The following is a 25,720-nucleotide window of genomic DNA, read 5'->3' on the forward strand; positions in this document are numbered from 1 at the left end:
TTTTGACGTAGTCACTGTGGCAGGTAAGGTTAATCACCTTTATCATTATCTTGTGATCTTAAGCCTGTCAGTATGAATAACAACCCCCAGATAAAAAAAACATAGATATTCTCTTTATCATATCAAGTTAAGCACAGCATTAAGATCTCAAACCTTAAAGATCAGTAGAACCGATGTAAAAAAAGCGGGCTTATAAAGCCCGCTTACGATTAACAAAACATAAATAGATTAAAGTTTAAGCATATCAACCATAATTGCTACTGATTCATTCAGATATGCATCTGGTGTTTCATAATCTTTCGGTACATCACTGAGTTGAACAAACGGTGTTTGACCTAAGGCTTTCTGGCGAATGTTTATACGATCTAACCGTTGTTGATCCGCCTTATCCATTTCATCTTTACGTATTTTTTCATTTAAAGATAATAGGTTGTCACCTTTCTCAGCTTTATACTTCTCAATGTCTTGTAAAATAAAGCCAAACTCACGATCTGACAGAACACGAGCTTGATGTTGCTGCGCTAATTTTTCAATCGCATCGCCAAAATCATGCAACTTATCATACTGAGCTTTATCTATACTGTCCCAAGGCAGTGCATTATCTTCCACACTTTCCCCTGTTTCGTCAGCATTCACCGGTGTTGGGAAAGCAATATCAGGAATCACTCCACGATTTTGTGTGCTACCGCCATCAATTCGATAAAACTTTTGAATAGTGTACTGTACATAGCCCAACTCTTTTTCAAACAAGTCATAAATATGATTCAGTGAGCGATGTTGCTGAACAGTACCTTTACCAAATGAGTTCTCACCCAGAATAATTGCACGACCATAATCTTGCATTGCCGCTGCAAATATTTCTGAAGCCGATGCACTATAGCGATTAATTAATACCGCCATCGGACCTTGATAACTAATTTGCCCATCCATGTCGCTATTGACGTTGACACGTCCGTAACTATCACGGACTTGTACAACAGGACCGCTAGTAATAAAGAGACCAGAAAGTGCCGTGGCTTCAGTTAAGGCTCCACCACCATTATTACGAAGGTCAACGATAATTCCATCAACTTCCGCTGTTTTTAGCTCAGTAATCAATTTATCCGTATCTTGCGATAAGCCAACATAGAAGCTGGGAACTTCTAATACACCGATTTTTTTACCGTCTTTTTCAATAATCTGAGATTTAACGGCTCGATCTTCTAAACGGATCTTATCACGAACAATCGTGACAACGTGACTTTTAGCATCTTTCCCTTCCGGTAAGATTTGAAGCTTAACTTTAGTGCCTTTTGGTCCTTTGATTAACTGCACAACATCATCTAATCGCCATCCGATGACATCAACAATTTCACCTTTTTCCTGTCCGACACCAATAATTCGATCACCTTCCCCCAGTTGTTTACTGCTTGCTGCTGGCCCACCAACGACAAGGGAACGAATCACTGTGTAATCATCGGTCATTTGCAATACTGCACCAATTCCTTCGAGCGATAGGTTCATTTCTGACTGAAATTGTGCAGCATTACGAGGAGATAAATAGCTGGTATGTGGATCAATCTGACGAGCAAAAGCATTCATATAAACTTGAAAGACGTCTTCACTGTGTGTCTGTGTCAAACGTTTAATCGCATTGTTATAACGCTTTGCTAGCGTTTCTTGAATTTCCGGCCATGCTTTTCCAGCCAACTTCAAGTTTAATGCATCAAATTTAACCCGTTTTTGCCACAGTGAATCAATCTCAGCGTGATCTTTTGGCCAAGGAGATTGGGTTCGATCTTGCTCAATAGAATCATCCGAATCAAAGGTAACTTCTTTATCTAATAAAGAAAGCGCATATTGGAATCGCTCAAACCGTTTACGCATTGATAAGTTATAAAGATCAAAAGCGATCTGGTTATTCCCTACTTTCAGTTGGTCATCCAGTTGTAATGACCACTCGTTAAAGGAATCAATATCCGCTTGAGTAAATAAGTTGCGGTTATAGTCCAGCATCCCAATATAGCGTTCGAAGATGGCTTGAGAAAATTCATCATCTAAAGAAAAATGCTTGTAATGAGAGCGAGTAAAACGAGATGTGACCCTTTTACTCGCCGTTTCATGCTGAATTTCAGGCGTTAAATGAGGAAGATCTTCAACGTTAAGGTTGGCTTCGAGAGCCTGAACAGAAAAAGCTGCCAGCAATAAGCCAGCAGCAATTGATGTTAATTTTGAACGGCATTTCATGCGTAGGAATGTCTCCTTTATGCGCGCAAGTGCTCCGTCTTCACGACCATTTGTAGGCCGTTACCGAGTTGGACACGCACATCTTCCTTATTAATCTCAACAATGGTCGCAGCCATGTTGCCTTTACCCATGTTCACGTTTACTTGCTTACCAACACTGAGTTCATCAGCTTGTAAAGCGCGTGTTTCAACTGGTTTTTTCTCAGCTTTTGGCGCAGAACCTTGAGGACGACGAGCCTGAGGTTTCTTTGTCTTAGGTTTTGCTTTCGCTTCTTCACGAACTTTTTTCGCTTGCTCTTTACGACGAGCATCAACGCGAGCTTTGCTTTCTGCTAATGCGGCTTGAGCATGTTCAACATGTTGCTCTTCTAATTCACCACAAGCATTACCATCAAGATCAATACGAACCGCACCAGCTTTCACTCCATGTAGATAACGCCATGACGAGGTGTACTGTCTTAGCGCAGCACGAAGCTGAGTTTTACTTACTTTAGGGTCATCATTAAGACGTTCAGCAAGATCTTGAAAAATACCAATTTTTAGAGGCTTAGCCTCACCTTCTAAAGTAAAGCATTTAGGGAAACATTCAGCAATATACGCAATCACTTCTTTGCTGTTTTTTAACTTTTCAGTGTTTTCCATGAGGATTCCTGGTTGATGCGGCTGGTCCGCGGAGCATTAAATATAAATATGTTCGGTATTATAGTGACCTGACAACGAAAAACCACAGGCAAAGGTGAAATTATGCCTTGTTCGCATGTGAATTGAGCAGCTTTTCTACTTCAGTCATTAAAAAAACCAATCCTTGTTGATCGATTTTTGAAAAACGAGCAATAGTTGGGCTATCAATATCAAGAACTCCGACCACTTGATTATTCACAGAAAAGGGAATAACTAACTCTGCGTTGCTCTCTGCATCACAAGCAATATGGCCGGGAAAAGTATGAACATCATCTACTCGTTGAACAGTATTGCTCGCGGCTGCAGTACCACAAACGCCTTTCCCGATGGGAATTCGCACACAGGCCGGTTTACCTTGGAATGGTCCTAACACTAATTCATCGTTGCGCAGTAAATAAAAACCGACCCAATTAATATTGTCTAATTCCATGTTCAATAGTGCACTTAAGTTAGCAAGATTCGCCACTATATCGGTTTCTGATTCAAGTAAAGCAAGCGCTTGTTTGGTTAAACGGCGGTAATCATCAGTGTTCATTTTTATTTCCAATTAAAGACTTTTCTTACAAGTGACAGGTTTATCACCACAATGAGATATTGACGATATTCTGACTATCGTTCGTGATTTCTAAATATTTTTATCTACTCCGCATCGATAACTCAAGAGAAAATCGCTCTTTTCCTACATTGATAAGCACAGCTCTTTGAGATTTCTCTCTGCCAATGGATTAAACTCAGCTACACTTACCACCGTAATGATGGGTATAGTTGCCTTAAAAGCTTTTAGAAAAAGCTTTTTATTCAAAAAGATACGATTGGCAAATATACAATATGTTGTACATTCAATCCTATTTTGAGGCATAATTTATTTCCAATTGCCTTAACATTAGAGCATAACTTGTATGGATGACGACTTTCAGGCATTACTTCGTCCTAATAGACTAAATTGAAGCTTATGTCTTACCGAGCGACTACTCTTCACACAATAAATGTGACACGGTCACAAATATAGACTAAGCGGTGAATTATGCAGATAAAAACGCTATCACATCCGCACAATAAAACAGCCCTCATTCGTTTATGTCAGGGTTGCGAACTTCCGATCGATCTGATTGATATTAAACGCGGTGAAAGTGCTCACTGCCCGCGATGTGGGACGCGCTTATATCGGGGAGGAAATCCCTCGTTATCCGGAAATCTTGCGATAACGATTACCTGTTTATTACTCCTCATCCCTGCTCATTGTTTTAATTTTTTAACCATACGCTTGGTCGGGGTGATGATCCCTGCTTCTTTACCAGCCGGATTATGGGCTTTAGCTTCAGATGGGTATCCCGTTTTAGCACTACTGATATTTTTTTGTAGCTCTCTAGCCCCGCTATTGGTATTAAGTGCGATTGTTATTGCTCATATTGCACTGCATTATCGTTGGTTTAATGCCTTTCGTTATTCATTGCTTATCACCCAGAAATTAAAACCGTGGTCAATGATTGATGTTTTTCTCGTGAGTGTCGCCGTCTCTTGCTTTAAATTAACCGATTATGCCGATATTTTTATTGGCCCAGCATTATATAGTTTAGTGTTATTACAAGTGTTAACGGTATTGCTGATAAGTAGAGTAAGCATTCAACGTTACTGGGAAGTTTGGAAACCCGAGGCCCAGTTTCATACGGTTGCCAATAAACAAATGCATTGTCACTACTGTCACTTATCACAGTGTGCAAGCGCACATTGTGTACGATGTGGACAACCACTTCATCATCGAAAACCTCAATCCATTGAGCGGACATGGGCCTACACTCTTTCCGCCGCGATAGCCATTTTTCCTGCTAACCTAATTCCTATCTCCGTCTTTATTACTAATGGTCAACGCTTAGAAGACACTATTTTCTCAGGCGTTGCCGCTCTGATTAACAGCGGTATGTATGGTATCGCCGCCATTATTTTTATTGCCAGTATTGTTGTTCCGGTCGTAAAAATTTTAGGCCTGATTTATTTACTCTTGGCGATTCAATTTCAACGACGCCTTTATCATCGTCAACGGATGACGATTTATTATGTTATCAAATGGATTGGTAAGTGGTCAGTCATGGATCTTTTCGTGATTTCTATCATGCTGACCTTAATCGATCGTGGCCAACTGCTTGATTTTACACCTGGATATGGTGCAGTCGCATTTGGTTGTGTCGTAATTCTGACTATGTTAGCCGCTGAAAGTTTAGATTCCCGTTTGATATGGGACAATGACTCGGTTAAAGCGAAACACTGTGAGTCTTCTTATGAATGAGCACCCCATGAACCAAACTTCCTACTCTCCTGAAATAAAACGTAATAAGGGAATTTCGCCCTTATGGATATTACCCATTCTTACCGTTTTTTTAGCGGGTTGGTTAGTGACCAAAGCCATTCATGATTCAGGAGAACGAATCCAGATCTACTTTTCTAACGCACAAGGGCTTGTCGCCGGACGAACAACCATTCGTTATCAAGGGTTAGAAGTCGGCATGATAAGAGAGATAAAGCTCGCACCTGAACTTGATCGCATTTATGTTGAAGCCGATATCTACCCAGAAGCAACGCGTTTACTCTCTGATTCAACACGCTTTTGGTTGGTCAAACCAACAGCGAGTCTGTCTGGCGTTTCTGGCCTTGACGCTTTAGTTTCAGGAAACTACATTGCCATTCACCCCGGTAATGACGGCGATGAGCAAACAGAACATTCACAAGTTTTTCATGCGCTAGATAACGCTCCCTCAGACTTAATCTCAAATGGTGGATTGCTCATCGCCCTAAAAGCCAGTGATTTAGGCGGATTATCAATTGGGTCACAAATTGTCTATAAGAAAATCCCTATCGGAGAAGTTTTCAGCTATCAACTTGATGAAAACGCTCAATCGGTTCTTATTCAAGCCTCAATAAAAGAAGAATATCGACATTTAATTACCTCTAAGAGCCGATTTTGGAATGTCAGTGGCGTGGGAACCAGTTTAGGATTTGATGGTATTGATGTTCGTTTGGAAAGTTTAAGTGCCATGATTGGCGGAGCTATTGCTGTTGATTCTCCAGATGGCGGGGAGCCGGTTGCACAACACAGTCAATTTAGATTGTATAAAGACTTAAAAACAGCCGGACGAGGCATTCCTATTACGATTAAGTTACCTGATGATAACGGAATAAGCCCATCAGGTACTTCCATCATGTATCGAGGCATTGAAATCGGTCAAGTAACACATTTACAGCTCAATGATGACCATTCGCAAATTATTGCACACGCTGCGATCCAACCATCATTTAGTTCGATGTTAACGAACGGCAGCCAATTTATTTTGCAAGAAGCCAAAGTTTCTTTATCGGGTATAGAAAATCTCCCGAATCTTGTAAAAGGAAACTATCTCACACTGATTCCTGGTAATGGCGAACGCACACGTCAATTTACCGCATTACGTAAAAGAGACTACCAACAATCACAATCTCACTCGATTGAACTCACGTTATTTTCAGAGAATGCCTATGGCCTCAATGCAGGAGCCCCGCTACTGTTTCGAGGAGTAAATGTGGGGGTGGTTAAAGAGATCGCTCTGAACGAAAATTATGTAACTTTTCAGCTCGCGGTTGAGCAAAAGTATGAACAACTGATTCGCTCACAAAATCGGTTTTATGTTACCGGGGCAGCCAGAGCTGAACTTAATGCTTCTGCCATTAATGTTACGCTATCTCCGGTAAAACAATTGATGACGGGCTCAATCAGCTTTATCAGTGAAGGAAGCCAAAAGATCCAGCCACATTATTCACTGTATGCCAATCAATCATTAGCAGAATTAGCGAAATACCAGCAATCCGGTTCACAGACAATTTATTTGAATGCAAAAACTCAACCGCCCGTACAAGCAGGTAGCCCCCTACTTTATCGCAATTTAAAAGTTGGGAAAGTCGAGCGTTTTGCCCTTAAAACTCATGGTGTTGAAATTGCTATCAATATCGATAATCAATATCGCCATCTTATTAACGAAAATACCGTGTTCTGGAACCAATCTGGGGTAGAAATTAATGCGTCACTTGCTGGTATCCATGTTCAAGCAGCTCCATTACAAAGCCTATTACAAGGCGGCATCGCCTTTGACAGTCTACCGGGAATAGAAAATAAAAATGGTCAATTTTGGAAATTATACGATAGCTACCAGCACGCACAGAAATTTGGTGAAGCAATTACGCTGATCGCTCAAACGAATTTGGGCGTTATACAAGGAACACCGATAAAATATCAGGGAGTTCAAGTGGGTGAAGTTATGGCTGTTTCACCAAGCTTTACTGATCAACAAGTCACCTTTTCCGCACGAATTCAACCGGAGTATGCAGCCTTCATTACTCGAGCTAATTCTGTTTTTTGGGTAGCCGAAACCAAAGTTGGTTTAAATGGCGTGACCAATTTAGATAATTTGTTCTCCAAAAACATTGAAGTCAAACCTGGTGAAGGAGACATAACACACACCTTTACCTTAGCGAACCGTCCTTATCAGCCAGAGGGGATTCAATTTACCCTGCAGAGTGAAGAGAAAGGGTCGGTTTCTATTGATACGCCCGTTCTTTATCGAGGAATGGAAGTTGGTCGAGTGATCGATGTTCAACTCGGCGCTTTTGCAGATAGAGTCATTTCCATCATAGAAATCGCCCCAGAATATGCTTATTTGGTTCGTAAAAATACCGTATTCTGGAATACCTCCGGAGTGGATGTCTCTATCGGTTTATCTGGTGCTAATATTAAGTCTGGTACATTTGACAGCCTTGTTCGTGGTGGGATCACCTTTTCAACACCGGAACAAAAGCAACTTCTAGAACCTGCGCCTTCAGGACATGCTTTCTACCTCCATCCTACAGCTCAGGATGATTGGAAACAATGGAAAACGGCAATTCCACAACCATAATAACAATCGAATGAGAAAACTTTTCCTGGGGCTGCGATGGGTATATAATCGCGGCCCTAAAATTTTCCAATTGAGACTCCGTTTTGCATTCCAACGTTGCCCTACCCGAAGAATTTCTTTCTACTATTGCCTCTATTCTTCCTACCCATTTAAATTTGTCAGACTTCATTCAAGCCTGCCAAAGGCCGTTACGAAAAAGCATCCGTGTCAATACATTGAAAACCACTGTGGTGGAATTCGTTGAACAAGCACAAGTTAAAGGCTGGCAATTAGAGCCGATACCGTGGTGTGAACATGGTTTTTGGATTACAGCCGATGAAAGTGAAGTGCCGCTTGGAAATACAGCTGAGCATATGGCTGGGCTATTTTATATTCAAGAAGCCAGTTCAATGATGCCTGTCTCAGCCCTATTTATGCAGCAAGGACAAGAAACGCCACTTTATGCTGTATTGGATATGGCTGCCGCGCCTGGCTCAAAAACCACCCAAATTGCCGCTTTAATGGACAATCATGGTGTGCTAGTCGCTAATGAATATTCCGCCAGTCGGGTAAAAATCCTCCATGCCAACATTGAACGCTGTGGGATAAGAAACGTAGCTTTAAGTAATTTTGATGGGCAGGTTTTCGGTGGATGGCTGCCAGAGCAGTTTGATGCCGTACTCTTAGATGCTCCTTGTTCGGGAGAAGGAACTGTCCGTAAAGACCCAGATGCCATGAAAAATTGGAGCAAGGCTTCTGTTCTTTCCATTGCTAGTACCCAGAAAAACTTAATTGAAAGTGCTTTTCAAGCATTAAAAGTGGGAGGAGTCCTAGTCTATTCAACTTGCACCCTAAGTCGTGAAGAAAACCAAGAGGTTTGTTGGCACTTGAAACAGACCTATGGTGACGCTGTAAGTTTTGAGCGACTCGATTCACTTTTTGAACAAGCCTCTCAATCTATCACTGAAGAAGGATTTTTACATATATTCCCTCAAACTTATGACTGTGAAGGTTTTTTTGTCGCTCGCATACGAAAACATGCTTCTGTAGCATCACCGAAAGTAAAAAAACGGTTAGGCAAATTTCCTTTTGAAAAAGCTAGCAAAAAAATCTGTACAGACATAAGTCAGCAATTGAAAAAGTCTTTAGGGATTTCTCTGCCAGAAGAGACCACTCTGTGGTTACGAGAGAATGATGTTTGGCTATTTCCAACAGCACTAGAACCAATGCTGACTGAGCTAAGATTTTCTCGCATGGGTATTAAAATCGCAGAAGCTCATAAGCATGGTTATCGCTGGCAGCATCAAGTTGCAACAACACTCGCAACCGGTAATGATACCCATCGTATAAAACTGACTAAAGAAGAAGCCAGAGAGTGGTTTATGGGGAGAGATATTCGCCCTCAACAGACGTCTGGCCAAGGCGAAGTCATTGTTTATTATAATGGCCACGTGATTGGGCTAGGTAAATGGGTCAGTAACCGGATTAAAAATGGACTCCCAAGAGAAAGAGTTAAAGATAAAAATTTATTTTAGCCACTGAATGATATCTGGGCTTCACCCCGTGTCTCGTAGTGCGCTTGCCACACCACATCACCTTTAGGGTCGTAACAGTAAGCCAAGGCGTAACTCTTGAGTTTATTTACTCAACAGACCATTGGGTTGATAATGATAAGAAACCGTGCGATACGCACAGCTTGTTGTCGCCATCGTCGGCAATAATCGCCAGTGGTTGTTCTAGTTTTGGTCCTTCACGGTTTATGTTAACCATGGCAGGAAAGTTGATATATGCTCTCAGCTGCAACGCTATTAGCGTCTTTTTGTATAATAAACCAGAGCAGCGGTGTAATACCTTCATCGCCACGGATATTGAGGTCGACAAACCTGCTCAATATAAGCGCCGAAAGAACTTGCACACTTATGCTTTGTGAACAGAGAAGCGAAATATCATTGATTTAGAACCATTAAAAGGTAAAAGCTTAAGCATCAAATTAACTCCGTTATTGATTACGCTGTGCTCTGATTTCCTTTGGCGTTGGCGGAGGAAAACTTACACCTTTATCAATAAGCAAGGTTTTAGTTTTATGGGCATCGTCGCTCACCTTAAATGCCGGATTCTTAACATTTTTTTCAAGTGCTGAATGTACACGCCATGCTACTGATGCACCTGTTGTTGATGATTCTGTCGCTGATGCACCCGCGTTAATAAGTTTGTACACAAAGTCATACTTACCTAAATCAGCAGCATATAGAGCGCTATTGCTATTGCTTCTGTCTTTCGCATTAAGATCAACACCATACTCCAACAGTAGGTTGAATTGCTGCCAGTTATCATGGCCTATGGTGCCAAAGATAGCGGGTTGGCCAGTAGACTCGTCTCGGGAGTCCGGGCTGGCACCGTATTTTAGCAATAAGCTAAACAGCTTGTTGTCACCATGGCCGGCAATAATAGCCAACGGTTGGGCGGGCTTTGGCCCATCACGGTTTATGCTGACCATGGCAGGGAAATTAGCATCAGCACCTAACTGCAGGGCCAACTCAACGGCGTCAGTGTCTTTTTGCATAATTAACCAAAGCAGTGGCGTAATACCTTCATCGCCACGGATATTGAAGTCGATACCCTGCGCTAACATGGACTTGGCGCTGGTAGCATCCTGACGTTGAATGGAGTGTAGCAGTTTCACCATCTCGGTATCAAAAAATAACTCGGCTTTCATATTTTTTCCTTCAGACTTGCAACTGCTAAGCAGAGCAACAAGCACAATTATTAAAACGGGTAACAGCTTTAAGATTGTTGTAAGCGATACTTTTGCATTAACCATTATAGGCCTTTGAGACATTTGATAGGGTTTCTATATCTTCAGCCTTTTGCGCTTCTATACCATCAATAACCTGATCCATACCATGCTTAGCTACAGGATTGCCGCCCTTAATGCTAGGCAGCTCCAGCATAGTGCCAGCGGCTTTGGGTAAAGCGTTAAAGGCAGTAATACCTATTGCAACCAGTAAGCCAACGACAGAGCCTCCGATAGCGGCGGCAGCACCGGCAAGAACTGCCTTTGTACCCAAGCTTTGCGCCATAGTTAACACTTCACCTTTAACGGCCTGGGTGGTAATCAGCTTGGAAGCATCGGCAATAGATAACCCATTCTGGCGGCCAGCTGTTTTTGGATGTAAGCCTGCAGAATTAAAGGTGTAACCAGGTTGACCGGTTACCGCCGCGCCTGATGATGCCAGACCGCCGCCAAGTGAATGCCCAACTATGGAGAAATCACTACCGAAAATATCCTCAGTCTGAATTGCTAAACGCATTGCCTGATTATACTGCTCAGTCTCCAGGCCGCTGCCTTGTTTAAGGTTCGTTAACCAGTCCTGCTTGCCTGTTACCGCGTTATTGGTGCCGCGATACGTTAGCATGGTTTCACCATTGATCTCTGATTTAAATAATGCCGCACCAAAGCCGGATTGCTGATTAGTAAAATGTTCTTGATTAAGGCCGATATCTTCAGGGTTGATAATTTGTAGCCCTGGCGGTGATTCTGGTAGCACATCTAAGGCACCACGATTAAACTCGTCTACTTTGTACACATACTGTGCTGCTTCTGCCCGCAGAATATTGTCGTTATTAAAATTCAGCCGCTCATGAGCTTGCTGGACTTCAGGTATTCCCGCAGTGTTTTGCAACAATGTTTTGCGCTGTTGATACCTTAGTTGCCGCTGCTGCACCTTATTTAAGGCTTTCTCTGTGGTAGTAGCTACCTCATCTGTAATGGTCAGTCTGTCTGGTGTTTGTAGTAAGGTGCCATCATCCAATCCATTCTTAATCTGCGCTGGCGTAGCAACTCCCGCTTCGGCCAGAGCGTACAGTTTATCACTGGTGTTTTGGTCTATCACGTTTTTATCAACCGAATTGCTGAGTGCCGAACCCAGTTTTTCTAAGTCCGTACTTTTATTCGATGATGTTGTGCTAGATAGCTGCCCCACAGAGCTGCTGGCTAACGTAGTTGACTGATAACTCGCCGGAAGGGTACTCGTGATGAGCGTTTGCTGCGGATTCTCCGCTAAGGCTTCTATAGGGAGTGTGCTATCCTCTTTTGCGCACAGCCCTGTCGGGTCTATCCACATCACTGGATTGGGCGCGTACTGATAGTGGTTCAACCCACCCAATAAACCAATCGGGTCTGGTTGAATAAAACGGCCTGTGCGCGGGTCGTAATAACGGGCTAAATTATAGTGCAGCCCCGTTTCATCATCGTAATATTGCCCCTGAAAACGCAGCGGGTTAACCACACGCTCGATTTCTATCTGGGCTTCACCCCATGTCTCGTAGTACGCTTGCCACACCACGTCACCTTCAGGCGTCACTAACCTGAGCGGCGTGCCTAGGTGGTCACACTGATACACATAATACTGACCATCTTCCAACAATAGGGCTGGTATATGGCTATCGGGTTGATAAACATACCAACGGTATCGACCTTGGTGATATTCGCCAATTAGCAGGCTCTCATGCCAGATAAATTCCGTCACCCCCGCTTCAGTGATTTTGCGACTACGGCGGCCTAAAGCATCGTATTCATAGTGGGATAAGCCGCCATTGTTCTCCACGGCCACCAATTGATTCAATGCGTTAAAGCGGCGATGCTGAGCCTGACCTTCCCCTTCCACTTGGCTCTGGTTACCTTGAGCGTCATACTGATAACGCCAGCCTCCATGTTCCAACAACTTATCACCGCTGCATTGGCTCTGCGCGTCACTCGGGTTACCAAAAGGGTCGTACTGGTATTTCTCTTCCCGCTTACGGGTGGTCACTCGGGTTAACTGACCTACAGCATCATAGTGGTAGTGGGTCGTGCCCGCTTCACTGTCCATAATAATGGCTAAATACTGAGCGCCATCAAAATAGTATTTACGCTCTCTTCCTGACCAACGCTGCTGACACAAACGGCCAATGCCATCAAACTGCTTCTCTTCCTGTTGATTTGCGTAACGAAGGCGATAGAGCCGCCCCATCACATCATACTCATACTCGACAAGCGGGGCCGATTGTCCACTCAAAGACACCGCGCTTAACTGCCCATAGGCGGTGTAATCAAACTTGACGGTTTCACCACTCGGAAGATGAATGTCCGATAACTGACCATGTGGGTGATAACGATAAGCCAAGTCATGCACCCCTTGGGTTTGTTCTATCAACAGACCATTGGGTTGATAATGATAAGAGACCGTGCGATGCGTATTGCTGGCTAAGCAGAGCTTATCACCCGCACTGAACTGAAAATGATGTTCACTGATACCGCTCTCACCGCCCGCTCGAATCAGAGTTAAGTTACCTCGTGGGTCGTAATGAAACAGAACCTGACGTTTATCACAGGTTAAATGAGATAAACGACCCGCAGCATCATATTGATAGTCAGTAACGGTACCATCAAAGTGACGGGTTTGGGTGAGATGGCCTTCTTCAGAGAGCGTGAAATGGTAGCTTGCACCATCACTGCGAGTGAGGGCGGTCAGATTTCGTTCACCGTCATAATCAAAGGCTAGGCCTGCCCCATCAGGGCGAAGTAATGCTTCAGGTTGAGCCAGCTTGCTCCATTCAATAATGCTACAACCCGCAGGGGTCACTACTTGGGTAATACGACCAAAATCATCATAGTGGTAACGAACTTCTCGTTGATGGTCATCACGTTCACTGTACAAGCGCGTTTGAATGCACTGGCCGCGTTCATCGTATTCCAACGCCAGTAGCATTCCATCAGGGTAAGCAATACCATTAAGATGGTGGCTTTCGTCGTAGCTGTAACGCAATAAGGTTTGATTGGTTTGTTGGGCGATTAATTGCTCGGATTCATTCCACCACCATTGGCACTGCTCACCATGCTCACTTTGGCTTTGAATAAGACGACCGAACTTGTCGTACTGATAGTGGATGACAGAGCCTTCTGGCTCCGAGCGCCAGAGTAGCTGCCCTAGAGCGTTGTAATGCTGGTGTTGTTTTTCGCCATCAGGATACTCCACCATGGTGAGCTGACCAAGTGGATTATGTTGATAATGGGTGGTTGCGCCGGAGGAATGATGCTGCGCACAACGTTGACCATAAACATTGTATTGATAGCGCATAAAACTGCCATCAGGGAAATGCTCGGTCACCAGTTTGCCTAACGGGTTATAATCCCAGCGCCATAGGCGACCTTCTGGGCTCTGTTTTTCCAGTAACTGACCCTCATCACTATGACGAAAAATCCACTGATGGCCTAATGTATCGGTAAAACTTGAATTATGCTCACTATACTGAAAACGGTAATCATAAATCTGCTCATCACCGTAGTTACGCACACATTGAGCACCACTCCCCTCACCTAACCACTCAAAATAATGGTTAAATCCCGTATTACGGCGGCGGCGAAGAATCAGGTGAGCGTCGGTATACTCGTAATGCTCGGTCTGACCTTGTTGGTTGGTGGCAGAGATTAAACAATCTTGTGGATCATAACGATATCGGCTAAATACTCGCCCTGAATGAGGCTCTCGAATTTCAATTAAATGACCACGCTGGTCATATTGCAGCTCGAAACAGTGACACTGGTTGAAACTGACACCAATTAAACGATATTTAGAGGAGTAATCGAGCGTAACCAAGGTCAGAATATTGGGTCTAATCTGCTTAAGTAACCATGCTCCCTCGATACGTTCAAATTTATATTGCGCTCCACTCGCTAGCGTGACAAGGGCATAGCCTGTCTCTTGGTAAAAACAGCTAGCTCCAACATAAATTTGATAGCTCACCGCTCCTTTGTTTACCGCTGGAAATGAGATAGCATCCCCCATTTCATCAATAAACTGCCAGTGAGTCACACTACCTTTATCGCAAGCAATATCCAGTAATTGAAAGTCAAAGTTATGACGCCAACCATAGCCTAAACCAGTATCACTATCACAACGTGAAGAACGATAAGTTCGGCTAAAGACTAAACCATGATGCCGCGTTATATCGGTAAGAGTCAGTATTTCTTCTCCCGTCACCATAGAGACGGGGTCACCTACCGTTTCATGGTTCTTGCTACTTTCAGGATGTGACTCTTGACTAACACGATCCTCACCTCTCATCTCCTCTGATTTACCATCAGAGGTAGGTTTAGAGGGTTTTGCTTTAGGCGGAGAAGTAGGAGCCGCAGGAAGACCTCCGGTTGGATTCACACTCGCAATTTGTACAACATGCAAATGCCGATGAACCAAAGCTTGGCTTAAAGGCGCAAGATAATCAGCGAAAGTGTTTTTCTCACGATGAACATTGACTATTGGCTCAGCACCAATCCAACGAGCCAATTCTTCTATATCCGCGAGATCAGATAATTTAAAACGCTCCAGAAATTGGGTAGCTAGGGCGATGGTAGGAAAATCACACGCTTTACCCTCAGCGATTGGCTGATCAGAAAAGTAATGTAGTGAGCCGTCATACGCGGCCAATCGGACAATCCGTTGAATACTCATTTTATTTGACGTTTCTTTTAGGTGCGCCAACGATACAAAACGCCCGCGGCCATACCGTGAGGATCGCTGTCTAGTTGTAATGCATGAAAAGTAGATTTAAATGCCATTTTCTGCTGTTCATATAGCCCTAGCGTTTTCAAGAATCCACTCCCCGCCCCCACTTCACCAATCATCAGGTTATTGAATCGATAGGTTGTCTCTTGGGTGATCCATGGGGAGAAGCGAAACAAATGCGATTGCCAATCTGATGATTCATCGTCATGTAATGAGAGAGCCAGATCGGTTAACTCTTGCCCACATAAAGTCGCTAAAGAAGGCATAACGGAATCAACCCCACTGCTATATGCCTGTGAATAACAATCTATCTGGACCTTGGAGGCTTCCAAACCTTCGTCGGCGACAACAATACGTGACACCAGCAATGAATCAGTTTTGATATCATCAAACAACTGATATTCATGACCACTACAAAAAGACTCAGACGAGTCTAATGATAAAACCCAGCACCCATATGACGAGTGGGCTAATGTAGAAATCCTCTCCAGCGCAACTAAAAATGAGGCACTTCCGTATGGAAAACAAAATAACGGCCGATCGATATCCGTTGAAGTGGGTAAAACCCTCTGCACGGCTTTCAATACATCAGCAATATGTTGTCTATCGTTAATCTCTGGTAACAGAAGACACACTGAAGCATAGGGAGAAATTTGTGCTAATGCTGAACGATGATGCGCCAATAATTCAATCAATCGCTGAGATAATGAAGACGACTGATGCGATAATGCTCTACGTGTATTACCAGTGAAATAAAGATCATCACACCACTCTGGTGAACTCAATTCTTGCGAATAAAAATCGCCATAAAATACCTGATCTCCAAGAGCAATCACCGTTGATTCAAATACAAGAGCCATTTAGTCCCCAATCAACACTGTCGGCACACCAACTAATATTTTTCCGCCATGTGAGGTTCCATCACCCATACGAGCCGCCGGCTTTCCGTTGATTGTCACAGAGGAAGACCCTGTAGAAACACTGTCTGGAGGACCAACACAGACCAATTTATCGCCAACCCTTGCGGCAGGAATTCCTCCAATCTTAACATTGGGAGATCCACCAACAACAGGGCCACCCACATGAGGGATTTTCCCCGTCTTTTTAGGACACACATGAAAACAACCAATGACAGATGCAGCTTTACCCATATCCATTTCCTCAGTTCAAAGAAATCTGACCCGCTTTTAAGGCGATCATCGAACCATTAAGTGCAATCTTCTTACCTTTAATATTAATTTCACCTGAACTTGACATCTGAATTGAAGCCCCACCCACTTTAATTTCAATACTCTTACCCGCCGTCAATGACAAAACCTCACCAATATCAATACTGTAGTTTTTACCAACTTTAGATGTGGTATTTTTTCCTATCTCAGAAATGAGGTTATTGATAATTTTTTCAGTTTTATTGTTCTCAACCAGAACATCGACAGAATCTTCCACTTTCATCTGGAAGTCCTTCTCTGCGTGTAGATAGATATGCTCTTCACCGGGTTTGTCTTCAAATCTCAACTCATTGAAATTTTCCGAACCTTGCTCAACGGAACGACTTCGATAGCCACTTTGTGTTTTTTTATCAGGGAGTGCGAATGGAGGATTTTGTGTGCCATTGTAAAGAGAGCCAATGACCAAAGGCTGATCAGGGTCACCATTAATAAACTCAACAATCACTTCTTGCCCAACGCGTGGCAAAAATGAACTGCCCCATCCATTACCCGCTATTTGCTGCGCGACACGAATCCAGCAAGAGCTATTAACATCAAATTTCCCTTCTCTATCCCAATGGAATTGAACCTTTATCCGACCAAAGTTATCAACATAAATTTCATCGTCTTTATTACCCGTTACAATAGCGGTTTGAATGCCTCTAATATTAGGTTTTGGATAGTTCACCGATGGTCTATGCATTGTTCCTGATTCAATACAAGAGAAGAAAACTTTGACTCCCTGTCCGGAGGTACCACCTTCGCCCGTCTGGTTAAATACAGCGGCGCTTACAGTGATAGAAGAGAGCACATATTCTTTACCAATACGATCTTTATCATCATGTTTAGCAAATTTAAAACTTTTCCCTATCGAAAAAGTACGACAGCTTGCCTCTCCCGAACATATATAAGCATTCTGTTGAATCGACTCTATCGAATGGGTATTACGAACTTTATATTGGTCACTCGTTTCTGTTTCGCCAAGATACTCAAAATATTCACTTTCAGGGACAGTGAATAAGGCACAGTCTCCTACCGCTGTATTTTTCGGTACAGAGGAGGGTTTTTCCATATTAAAACCCGCTTTATGGCTACGTTTAGTCACTAAAGTCTGAATTTCATTCCATGATGATATATGGCCAATTTCAGAACTTCCAGAATCGAAATTCACCATAAACTCGATACCGGGCTTATAATAGCTTACATCATCAAATATTTCTAAACAGTGAGAGGAACTCGTATGAGAAAAACAGAATGATAACCCTTCCTCAGCCATCAGTCGTCTGACAAAAAGAAGATCAGATTCTTCATACTGAACTTTATAAGTATATTTAGGATAAGATTTCACTAATTTAAAAGAAAAATCCACACCATGTTCACCTAAAATCAACGTCAGTATTTCTTTTATATCTTTATTTTGAAAGATTCGGCTATTAATACGAAATGCTGAGAATTTTACTTTTGGTTCTATGATGATTTCAATATTTTTATAACAATCCCCTTGGCTTACTTTTGTTATGCGGGAGCCCATTAACCTAGCTTTTGATACTATTCCATGGAAATATCTCGGTTCTGATGAAATTTTCTCATGATTTCTCATAGTAATAACGACGGGTTTACCTAGGATCTGATTAAGCTCCCCCTTTTGCCCATTAAAGTAAGCAAGTACCTGCAATGAAAAAAGCTCCGACATTTCTTCCCGGTATTCAAAGGAATTAAGAATGATGGCATCTTTGCCATATGGAGTAGATATACTAATAAAATTGTTATCTTGTGTGGCTTTTTTCATTACAGACTTCTTTCTTAAAAAATAAGCGGAGGAGTAAATCCTCCGCAAAATATTACATTTGCTGACCTTTAACGCCACTGTAACCATATACCAATGGTGCAGAGACGTTGTTTTTATCATCAGTTGGTGTCACAGTCATCATCATTTCTGTATAGGAAATAGTGATTGTTTCAACTGGGCGATCATCTTGGATTGAAACTGAATAGTTAGAAATCATGGCATCGGTTAGTTCGATTTTCATGATTTCTTCAATTTTTTCGCCTTGCTTGGTGATATGAAATACCGCGGGTTTTCCTTTACCAATTGTCGCTTCTTTAAAAAGATCTGGTGATGAACGATCTTGAAGCTTAGTGATAGTCATATCATAAAGACGAGTCGAACTCGCTTCACGGTCCATAGCTGTACCGGTATAAGATGAAATCTCACGTCCTACACTCCAATCAACAGAAAGAAGGGTAATCATATCCTTATACTGTTCTGCGGTAGCTTCACCTTTAATATCTGCATATTTCAGGTAGGTATTTGCCTGCATGCTAGTCTCCTATAGCATTGATTAATAAAACTCGATTCGAGCAAGTTTGTTGTTTGATGCAAGAATGAACTTAATTATAAATGTATCAAATAAAATAATTTAAATACGCGTCTTTATAGCAGAAACCAATAACGCTTAATAGATCAAAATATCATCCCAGGCATTATAGTTTGATCTTGATCCAAAATATTTTACGATAATTATTTATTATTCCACTGAAACAGAAATATTATCTACCATTCCTTCAATTATAATATTATTAATAGAATAATCATTTAAAACTGAATTCAATATAGCATCAGATATTTTAGGTAAAACTCTATTTTCAATCACCGTTTGCAATGCTCTTGCGCCACTTCCCGACTCATTGCAGCTATCAACAATACTGTCAATTAATTTCTCAGAAATCTCTGTTTCAGCCTTGTAATTATTTTTGATCCTCTTTCTTATTTTTGAAACTTTTAATTCAGTGATCTTAATTAGGACATCCCTACTTAATGGAAAGTAGGGAATCACATTGACTCGACCTAAAAATGCGGGTTTAAAATCTTTCAACAAATCCTCTCGTAAGGCTTCTTTTAAAGATTCAGCATCTGGAGCCAGTTCAGGGTCTTGGAAAAGCTCCATGGTCGTATCAGTTCCAGAATTAGAGGTCATAATGATAATCGTATTTTTAAAATCGATATCACGCCCTTCTCCATCTTTGATCATCCCTTTATCAAAAATTTGATAGAAAATATCCTGAACACCTGGGTGGGCTTTTTCCATTTCATCAAGAAGAATGACACTATAAGGTTTTCTGCGTACGGCTTCTGTTAATACTCCCCCCTCACCATAGCCGACATATCCAGGTGGAGAACCGAGCAATAGGGAAACTTTATGCTCTTCCTTAAACTCAGACATATTGATAATAGTAATATTATCCTCATGACCATAAACTTGCTCAGCAATAGCAAGTGCTGATTCTGTTTTTCCCACCCCACTTGGGCCAACAAGAAAGAAAATACCGTTAGGTTTTGACTCTTCATTTAACTGAGCTCTAGCGGTTTTTATTACCTCTGCCATTTTGACTAAGGCATGATCTTGGCCTACGACCCGCTCACTCAAATACTTATGCAGTTCCAGTATTGCTTTGACTTCATCATTTTTCAGCTTACCTAATGGAATCCCTGTCCAATCAGCAATAATTTCTGCGACTAAGAGTTCATTGACATGAGAAAACACTAACGGCATAGGATTAACAGAGAGTTCCTGTTCGATTGAAACCAACGCTACCGCCTTATCAGAAGAAGGAGACTGTAATATTTCAGAACGAAGCGCTTTCGCCTTCGCTACTGCATCACTCTCTTGCCGCCAAATCTCCTCCAGTTGTTCTATTTCGTGGTGCAAAGAAGTTAATTTCAACTCCAATTCGCTAATTACTTGCTGATGTGAGTGCCCAAACGTCTCTTCTTTTAGCAATTGATTTAGTTGATTTTCTAACATTTGCTGCTGTTTATGTTTCTGATCAAGTGAGCCGGGTATTGTATTTTGGCTCAGGGCCACTCGTGAACATGCTGTATCTAAAACCGCCACCGCTTTATCAGGAAGCTGACGCCCACTGATATAGCGATCCGATAGACATACCGCCGCTTTCAATGCTTCAGCCGTAATATAAACGCCATGATGTTTTTCCATGACGGGGACTAAACCTCGCAGCATTTCTATCGCTAATTGCGGTGTTGGCTCTTCGATTTTCACAACCTGAAAACGCCGAGTCAATGCCGCATCTTTTTCAAAGAACTTCTTATATTCAGCCCACGTTGTGGCTGCAATGGTACGCAATTCACCTCGTGCTAATGCGGGTTTCAGGATATTCGCTGCATCCCCTTGCCCCGCTTGAGCCCCCCCACCAATGAGCCCATGAGCTTCATCAATAAACAAAATAATAGGAACGGCAGATTCTTTCACTTCTTTGACTACATTTTTCAGGCGATTCTCGAATTCGCCCTTCATCCCTGCACCAGCTTGTAATAATGCAAGATCTAACGATTTAATTTGTACGTTTTTTAAGGCCGGAGGTACATCTCCTGCGGCAATTTTCAACGCTAGTCCTTCAACAACAGCGGTTTTTCCAACGCCAGCTTCTCCCGTTAAAATTGGATTATTCTGCCGACGACGTAGCAAAATATCTGTCATTAAACGGATTTCATTGTCTCGACCAATAACAGGGTCAATCTGACCGGCCTTCGCCTGTTCAGTGAGATCAACGGTAAATTGGTCTAGGGCCTGAGTTGATGACTTGTGACTAGCCATCGCTTTTTTCGGTGCTTTAGCCTGCTCTTTCCTATATTGAATCAGCGCATCGGCATTAATTTTTGTCAGTTCTGAGCTAAAATGGGATGAAAAAGCAAACAGTGTGTCGTCTGATAAAAAGGCATGCAATATGTGGACTGATGCAATCTCTGGCTCTTCAAAAGCAATCGTGGCCGTCATCCATGCATTTTGTAAAATGGTTACCGTATGAGAAGAAAGCCCTGGTACCGTTTGACAACCTGTCTTAAATTTTTCCAATTGTAGCTGTAGATCACTGTGTAATTGGGCAAGATCCACAGAAAAAAACTGATACATCTCTCGTTCTGCCTCACTGGGGTCCTGAATCATTGTCAGTAACCAATGAGCAATTTCTATACTGTGGTGAGTTCTTGAACTCGCTAAAGCCGCCGCTTGCTCTAAACTCCCTTTAGCTTCGGGAGTCAATTTGTCAACCAACGCTGATAGTGATAAAGACGTCATTATTAATCCTTTCAGATCGTTATCGTTATTTGTTTATTTATGGCTGCATTTTTTGCTGCCAATACACTTCCTTTACCAAGGGTTCCAACCCCCTTGCTAAGATTTGCTTTAGGGAATAACTGGCGTTCAGCCGTTAATTTCCATTTAATCTGTTTACTCTCCCCCAAAAGTTGTTTGGCGAGTATTTTGGTTTGTTCTAATCGTTGGCACTGCAATAACGCTCTTGCCGTTTGTGCATCCGTTGCCACAAGCTCAATCTCAATACCGGCATTCATATTCCAACTTCGTTTCCCGATCAAAGCACCACTACCTAATTGAGCAAACTGTCCTTCGGGCATACACGGACTGCAAATTCTCGTCTGTTCGTGCACTTCAATATCAAACCAACGACCTTGGAATTCATGCAGAACAACCGAACAACCTGATTGCATTTCAAGCAGTGTTTTCACCATCGCCTTACTACGAGATCGACGATGAAAAGCGCCCCCCAAAAAAATGGCGCTATCTCCTTGATCTCCAGTTAATGCACTTAAGATGGTGTGAATGGGTGCACTTTGGCCATCCGCAACTTGACATAACTGAGCGGTTAGTTGAGAAGAGAGCCAGCAACGGTAGTAAAGAGAGAGAAGTCGATGGTTAAAAATGTCAAAAAAATCCGACATTGCCTCATCATTTTCACGAATACGCTGAATGATACGCTCACTATAATGATTAGGAAGAATGCCTTGCTCCCCAGTCAAACCCATTAAGTTCGTTTTTAGGTGTAGTTTGGTTGTTGATTTTTTGCTTATGCTCACCAACTGATTAGCTTCATAGCCGAGTTTTTGTAAAACAGAAAGGGAGATGCGTTCATTCTCAGGTAAAGTATCACTTCCAAGATAACTTTCTCCCTTTAAATAGTGATGCTCAAGCAGATGAATCGCTTCAAACAAAGGCAAAGCTTCTAATGCATCAAAGAACTCTTTTTCCGTCATAGAAGTTCCTTTTCCCCCGCTAAAGCAGGCCAGCTAAATAGTCTTTCACCCGTAGAAGTCAAATGAATGGATAACTGAGTAAAGGTATTGATTTCAGCAAATTGTGCAAAATAGGCAGACAATACATTCCCCAACAAGAAGATTTGTTCACGTGACAAAATCTGATCAGAGATATGAAGGACAATTCCAGTGCCATTGCAAAAACCGACTCGTCCATTCTGTAAGGCGCGTCCCGTCGTTATCGAGGTTTTCATGTCTTTAATGGCTTCAATCAATGCTTTTGTTTCAGGTGTTCCTCTAAAAGCCAGTAGGTTCAGCACTTGTTTCAATGCTTCAACGCCATTCTCATCGCTAAAGTGATTTAGCGTTAATAACTTCGCAAACTGCCAGCGAGAACTTTCATCCATTTCCGGCCGAATGGTTTCTGTCGGAGTTACGAGGCACTTAATCTTGCTAAAATTATCTTTACAGTCAGGCATGGAAACTTGGGGTAAACCGCCTCCAAATGGAATTTTAGCGGCAAGATTACGGTTGCAACACCAAGCTTCCACCGACATCAGCCAATTTTCACGAGACTCAGGAGAAAAAAGCCGATACTGCTTATCCACAATTGAAACAAAAACTTCTCGACCCGGTTCGTCAAATCCCCCCGCCCAATTTTTATCTTCTCGGCGTAGAACCCAATATATTTCATCTTTAGAAAAATAGTGGGGGTGATTACCCGCATAATATGAGGGTAAATTATCGTAGACTTTATTCCAGTTTCTCAGGGTTACCTTATCTAAGCTCACCACTTCGCTTGATTCAGGATCCATATATTCTGTATAAAGCTGATATTCATAATCCGATGGCTGAATACGAACTGGCTTCATCTTTGCTTTATACAGATTAACCACCGGAGAACAACCTAATTGGATGTTCTCGCAGGTTATCTGTTTTTCTAGCCAATCATTGGATTCTTTAAAATAGAACCAGAACTCTGCCTGAGTCCCCTCTCCTAAAATAGTTAAATCAAGATCCACTAAATCGAAGAACAAGAATTTTTCTGGGAAATGCAAATATTCAATCAGCATACGAGTTCCAGAAAAACTACGCTTACTGTAAGGAACGACTTTATCGAGATCACTAAACCCGACCGTATTAATATGTCGTTGAGTGAACTCTTTAACACATCGTCCTCCTTGCACTAAAACTAATCCCAAGCAGGAGCTGAACAAGTGTTGATAAAGCTGTAGCGAAATCTGCGATTGACCACTGAGATAAAATCTCAACCGTTTATCTTTGTTATCGGCAATATTGATCTCATCACTGTGACTTTGTAGTCGCAGCTTCAGGACTGACTTGGCTTCCGCTTGTATACGAGCCTCTATCCCAGTAAAGGGAGCATTCTCAAACTTTGCTTCGGTCACGTCAAAAGGTAGAACTTGTGTTTCATAACAAGTAATAAAATCACACTCTTTAAAGCCTGGAGCGGTGATCGTAACCCTTTCCCCAGCGGGGACTGTCACACTTGATGTCGCAGAACTCGAACCACAGACTTTCACGATGGACATCGAGGGAATCGGGGCATGAAAATCAGGGAAAAGTTGACCAATAAGCGCTTCTGTCAATTGTGGAAAAGCATTATCTAAACTTTGTCGAATTCGGGCGGTAAGGAAAGCGCAACCTTCCAATAAACGAGATACATGAGGATCTTCTACGACCTCCTCACTTAAACGTAAACGAGCCGCTATTTTAGGGTAGTGTTCTCCAAACTCATGACCTTTATGTCTTAAATACACCAGCTCACGATTATAATACTTTAGAAACTCTTCACTCATTTCGCTTTACTCAGTTTAATTCCTAAGCTAACGGGTTCTACTTCTGAATCCATAACAAGTTCTTGTTCAGTACCGTCAATAATGCAGGTCGCACGGATGCGTAGTTTTAATATCCTGTCTAATGGATTCTTATCTTCTGCAATACTCACCGTCACATAACTCAAACGCGGCTCAAACTGTATGACCGTTTTTTGTACTAAGTTGCATAAAAATTGCTGCCCATCTGCGCTACTAAATGGCATGGATGAAAAATCTGGCAAGCCATAGCGGAGAATAGAGTGGGATAATTCTCTAAGCTCTTCTGGTAATGACTGCCAATTGATTCGACTGTTTAACAAAGCCTCGAGATCCAAACGAATTGAATCCATTAACGCATGACGTGTTAGTGGATAATGCTTGTCATAATGACTCTCTGGATCATAATCGACCAATTTATCCAGTAAAGAAGGCATCACACTTAACTCGTTCATTCAACCGGAGCCAACGCAGCTTTTTTAAGCTCACCCAATTGAGATAAGGCGATCACCCCCTCTCCGGCCAACCACATTTTTTGCCCCATACCTAGGCTATGCTCAGTCTCCAAAATTCTTTTCCAATCGGTTTCTCGGCCTAACTTTTGACTATCCGTTTCGGAGTCCACATACGTCATTGGGAAATGAGCCTCTCCTTCTCCTAATCCATCAATATCAAATTCACATGGACGCCAAATGGTTTCTAGTAAATTGGTTGCGGGTTTCAGTTGCAGTGAATTCACTTGGCTAAGTGGAACCAAATAGTAATTACCCATCGATGAAAAGAGCTCAATAAAACCCGCTAAACGATCATCTAGATCCCTAACATCTTCGTAAGTCGTACCGTTTACCGTAAAAGCAAGCTTAGGACGAACCGCTTCAACCTCATCACACACAGCGGCCAATTCATCCACACACTGATTTCCTAAGGCCAAACTAAAATTAACCAGCATGTTATTTTGTTTTTCCGCTTCACAAACAAATTGTGCCGTTGCGGCGCCTTGCGAAAAATCAACTCTCGCTTGTGCCGCTTTCACTAAATGCCGGATCTGGCTAGCACCCGGTAGATATTCGGGAAACAACTTAATTGCCTGCATCAATTGCTCATCAGCACGAATAAAATCGCCTTGTAGACAAAGAACTTCGATAAATGCACTACGTAATGTGGCATTTTTAGGCTCTTGTTTTATAGCGTTAATCAAGGCTTCTTTTGCTTGTTGTAATTCGCCCTGTCCAATGTATTGTTGCCAATCTAACATTTTG

The 25,720-nt window shown here is 42.3% G+C and carries 17 protein-coding genes; 3 read left to right on the forward strand and 14 right to left on the reverse strand.

Annotation, left to right across the window (positions count from 1 at the left end; all coding sequences use genetic code 11):
- Nucleotides 1-228: 228 nt before the first annotated feature.
- From prc to EXA13_RS05625, 3 genes are all read right to left on the reverse strand, one after another.
- Nucleotides 229-2,226, reverse strand: coding sequence for a carboxy terminal-processing peptidase (gene prc / locus EXA13_RS05615; protein ID WP_238132303.1), 1,998 nt, complete (start codon nt 2,224-2,226; stop codon nt 229-231).
- Nucleotides 2,227-2,243: 17 nt separating this feature from the next.
- Nucleotides 2,244-2,867 (reverse strand): RNA chaperone ProQ, encoded by a 624-nt coding sequence (proQ, locus tag EXA13_RS05620; protein WP_238132304.1) that lies wholly within the window; start codon nt 2,865-2,867, stop codon nt 2,244-2,246.
- A gap of 100 nt (nt 2,868-2,967) precedes the next feature.
- On the reverse strand, nt 2,968-3,441 hold the full coding sequence (locus EXA13_RS05625) for a GAF domain-containing protein (RefSeq protein WP_238132305.1): 474 nt from the start codon (nt 3,439-3,441) through the stop codon (nt 2,968-2,970).
- Nucleotides 3,442-3,930: 489 nt separating this feature from the next.
- Here EXA13_RS05625 and EXA13_RS05630 point away from each other — a divergent pair, with 489 nt between their 5' ends.
- From EXA13_RS05630 to rsmF, 3 genes are all read left to right on the forward strand, one after another.
- Nucleotides 3,931-5,190, forward strand: coding sequence for a paraquat-inducible protein A (locus tag EXA13_RS05630; protein ID WP_238132306.1), 1,260 nt, complete (start codon nt 3,931-3,933; stop codon nt 5,188-5,190).
- A complete protein-coding gene (locus EXA13_RS05635; protein ID WP_238132307.1) occupies nt 5,183-7,825 on the forward strand; it encodes a PqiB family protein in 2,643 nt (880 codons plus the stop codon). Before EXA13_RS05630 ends, EXA13_RS05635 begins: the two co-directional genes overlap by 8 nt.
- Before the next feature lie 83 nt (nt 7,826-7,908).
- Nucleotides 7,909-9,339: a 16S rRNA (cytosine(1407)-C(5))-methyltransferase RsmF gene (gene rsmF, locus EXA13_RS05640; RefSeq protein WP_238132308.1), complete on the forward strand. Its 1,431-nt coding sequence runs from the start codon at nt 7,909-7,911 to the stop codon at nt 9,337-9,339.
- A 464-nt stretch (nt 9,340-9,803) separates the two neighbouring features.
- On the opposite strand, the gene EXA13_RS05645 is transcribed toward rsmF, so the two are convergent.
- The 11 genes from EXA13_RS05645 to EXA13_RS05695 form a co-directional block, all read right to left on the reverse strand.
- Entirely contained in the window at nt 9,804-10,520 is a 717-nt protein-coding gene (locus tag EXA13_RS05645) for an ankyrin repeat domain-containing protein (RefSeq protein ID WP_238124837.1), read from the reverse strand.
- Between the two features lie 97 nt (nt 10,521-10,617).
- Nucleotides 10,618-15,294: an RHS repeat-associated core domain-containing protein gene (locus tag EXA13_RS05650; protein WP_238132309.1), complete on the reverse strand. Its 4,677-nt coding sequence runs from the start codon at nt 15,292-15,294 to the stop codon at nt 10,618-10,620.
- Between the two features lie 17 nt (nt 15,295-15,311).
- On the reverse strand, nt 15,312-16,208 hold the full coding sequence (locus EXA13_RS05655; RefSeq protein WP_238132310.1) for an NAD/NADP transhydrogenase subunit beta: 897 nt from the start codon (nt 16,206-16,208) through the stop codon (nt 15,312-15,314).
- Nucleotides 16,209-16,499 carry a PAAR domain-containing protein gene (locus tag EXA13_RS05660; protein ID WP_238132311.1) on the reverse strand — a complete coding sequence of 97 codons (291 nt, stop codon included), beginning with the start codon at nt 16,497-16,499 and terminating at the stop codon, nt 16,209-16,211.
- A gap of 10 nt (nt 16,500-16,509) precedes the next feature.
- A complete protein-coding gene (gene tssI / locus EXA13_RS05665) occupies nt 16,510-18,345 on the reverse strand; it encodes a type VI secretion system tip protein TssI/VgrG (protein ID WP_238132312.1) in 1,836 nt (611 codons plus the stop codon).
- A gap of 52 nt (nt 18,346-18,397) precedes the next feature.
- On the reverse strand, nt 18,398-18,877 hold the full coding sequence (locus EXA13_RS05670; RefSeq protein WP_078927369.1) for an Hcp family type VI secretion system effector: 480 nt from the start codon (nt 18,875-18,877) through the stop codon (nt 18,398-18,400).
- Nucleotides 18,878-19,084: 207 nt separating this feature from the next.
- Complete coding sequence (gene tssH / locus EXA13_RS05675; RefSeq protein WP_238132313.1) at nt 19,085-21,652, reverse strand: type VI secretion system ATPase TssH; 2,568 nt, start codon at nt 21,650-21,652, stop codon at nt 19,085-19,087.
- Between the two features lie 11 nt (nt 21,653-21,663).
- Nucleotides 21,664-22,626, reverse strand: a complete 963-nt coding sequence (gene tssG / locus EXA13_RS05680) for a type VI secretion system baseplate subunit TssG (protein WP_238132314.1) — start codon at nt 22,624-22,626, stop codon at nt 21,664-21,666.
- Complete coding sequence (gene tssF, locus EXA13_RS05685) at nt 22,623-24,446, reverse strand: type VI secretion system baseplate subunit TssF (protein ID WP_238132315.1); 1,824 nt, start codon at nt 24,444-24,446, stop codon at nt 22,623-22,625. Before tssF ends, tssG begins: the two co-directional genes overlap by 4 nt.
- The gene (tssE, locus tag EXA13_RS05690) at nt 24,443-24,916 is read right to left on the reverse strand and encodes a type VI secretion system baseplate subunit TssE (protein ID WP_238132316.1); all 474 of its coding nucleotides are present in this window, start codon (nt 24,914-24,916) and stop codon (nt 24,443-24,445) included. Before tssE ends, tssF begins: the two co-directional genes overlap by 4 nt.
- The gene (locus EXA13_RS05695; RefSeq protein ID WP_238132317.1) at nt 24,913-25,716 is read right to left on the reverse strand and encodes a type VI secretion system accessory protein TagJ; all 804 of its coding nucleotides are present in this window, start codon (nt 25,714-25,716) and stop codon (nt 24,913-24,915) included. The genes tssE and EXA13_RS05695 overlap by 4 nt, the downstream gene beginning before the upstream one ends.
- Between the last annotated feature and the right edge of the window lie 4 nt (nt 25,717-25,720).

The organism is Vibrio cincinnatiensis (genome assembly GCF_022113815.1).
GTDB classification, from domain to species: Bacteria; Pseudomonadota; Gammaproteobacteria; order Enterobacterales; family Vibrionaceae; genus Vibrio; species Vibrio cincinnatiensis_A.